This is a genomic window from Nocardiopsis sp. TNDT3 (assembly GCF_003427465.1).
Taxonomy (GTDB): Bacteria; Actinomycetota; Actinomycetes; order Streptosporangiales; family Streptosporangiaceae; genus Nocardiopsis; species Nocardiopsis dassonvillei.
In genome coordinates, this window is sequence record NZ_QPFC01000032.1 from 1 (window position 1) to 2145 (window position 2145).

General features: G+C 73.9%; 1 protein-coding gene. It reads left to right on the plus strand.

Annotated elements, in window-relative coordinates:
* Nucleotides 1-48 precede the first annotated feature (48 nt).
* A partial coding sequence (locus DQW06_RS00860) for a right-handed parallel beta-helix repeat-containing protein (RefSeq protein WP_117197785.1) occupies nt 49-2145 on the plus strand: 2097 nt, incomplete at its 3' end.

The window sequence follows — 2145 nt, forward strand, 5'->3', positions numbered from 1 at the left end:
GCTCCGGCCGTCCCGCCACCGCCCCTCCCCCGACTTAGGAAGACACCGATGACCAGGCAGCTCCTCACCGTCGACGCCGACGCTCAGGACGGGCACGCGACGATCACCGAGGCGGTCGAGGCCGCTGACAGCGGCGCCCTCATCACCATCGCCCCCGGTCGCTACGAGGAGAGCCTCGTCCTGCGCGACGTGGTCACCCTGATGGCCCGCGACGGCCTGGGCAGCGTGGAGATCACCACCGCCAGCGGCTGTGCCGTGGTCTCGGGCGCCGAGGCGGTCAAGCTGTCGGGTCTGGTCCTGCGCGGCCGCCACGCCGACTACCCCGCGGTGGACATCCCCCTCGGGCAGCTGGAGATGGCCGACTGCGAGGTGGAGGGCGCCTCGTGGACCGCGGTGTCGGTGCGCGGCGAGGGCGCGCTCGCCATGCGCGACAGCCGCGTCACCTGCTCGGCGGGGGCGGGTGTGGTGATCACCTCCTCGGGACCGAGCGTCATCGAGGACTGCGTGGTCGAGGAGGTCGACACCAGCGCCGTGGTCATCGGCGAGCAGGCCCGCCCCACCATCCGCTCCTGCGTGCTGCGCGACGCCGGGGGCAACGGGGTGTTCGCCAGCGGGCAGTCCGGGGGCACGATCCGCGACTGCGAGATCTCGGGGACCAAGAAGCCCGCGGTGGCGCTGGAGGAGGGGTCGGCCACCTCGCTGCTGGGCGCGCGCGTGCACGACGTCGAGGGCGACGGGCTGGTGGTCTCCAGCAGGTCGCGCCCGCTGGTCGAGGACTGCGTGTTCGAGGACGTGGGCGGACGCGGCGTCGTCGTGCACAACGGGTCGGACCCGCAGGTGGCGCGGGTGCGCGTGGCCCGTACCAAGGGCGTGGCCATCCACCTGTCCGGCCGGGCGCGCGGGACCTTCGCCGAGTGCGAGGTGGAGGAGTCGGAGGGTAACGCCGTGCTCGCCGAGGAGCGCGCCTCCACCGCCTTCCTCGGCCTGGTCGTGCGCGGCGGACAGGGGCTGAGCCTGGGCGGCGACAGCGTCGTGGAGTTCGACCGCGGACTGGTCAGCGAGACCGCCGGTCCCGGCGTGGTCGTCGAGCAGTGCGCCCCGTTCCTGCGCGCGACCGCGATCACCGGGACCAGGAGCCAGGGCGTGGTGTTCGGCAGGGGCGGGCGCGGACGCCTGGAGGACGTGACGCTGGAGCGCACCGGCAAGAGCGCGGTGTCGGTGGAGGAGGGCGGCGCGCCCCTGCTGACCGGCGTGCAGGTCTCCGGGAGCCGCGACGCCGGGATCTCGGTGGGTTCGGGCGGGTCCGCCGACGTGCGCGACTGCGACGTGTCCGCGTGCACGGGCGACGGCATCGCCGTGCGGGCCGGGGGCAAGGCGACGGTGCTGCGCACCCGGGTCTACAACGGCCGCCGCAACGGCGTGCTGGTGGCGGCCAAGGCGAGCGCCACGCTGCGCCGGTGCGAGGTGTTCGGCAACGGCGCCGACGGCATCCTCGTGCACTCCGCCGAGGACGTGGCGGTGGAGGACTGCTCGGTGCGCGACAACGGCCGCTCCGGGCTGCGCCAGACCGTGGCCAGCCAGAGCATGCGCACGGAGGAGCTGCTCAGCCGCGGCAACGGGGCCCCGGACGCCTTCGGTGACCTGGCGGGCGCGCCCGTTCCGATGCCGGAGGCCCCCCTCCCCGAGGAGGGGGACGAGGAGGCCGAGGAGGTCGGCCCCATGATGGAGCTGGACCGGCTGGTGGGTCTGTCCGGGGTCAAGCACGAGGTCAAGACGCTCGTCACCCGCAACCAGATGGCCCAGCGCCGGGCGGAGATGGGTCTGCCCACACCGCCCATGAGCCGCCACCTGGTCTTCGGCGGCGCGCCCGGTACGGGCAAGACCACCGTGGCGCGGCTGTACGGGCAGATCCTCGCCGAACTGGACGTGCTGCGCTACGGGCACGTGGTGGAGGTGGCCCGCGCCGACCTGGTCTCGCAGTACGTGGGCGGCACGGCGATCAAGACCACCGAGGTGTTCGAGCGGGCCAAGGGCGGCGTGCTGTTCGTCGACGAGGCCTACACGCTGGCCAACGGCAGCGAGGGCGGCGGCAGCGGCCCCGACTTCGGCCGGGAGGCCATCGACACCCTGGTCAAGCTCATGGAG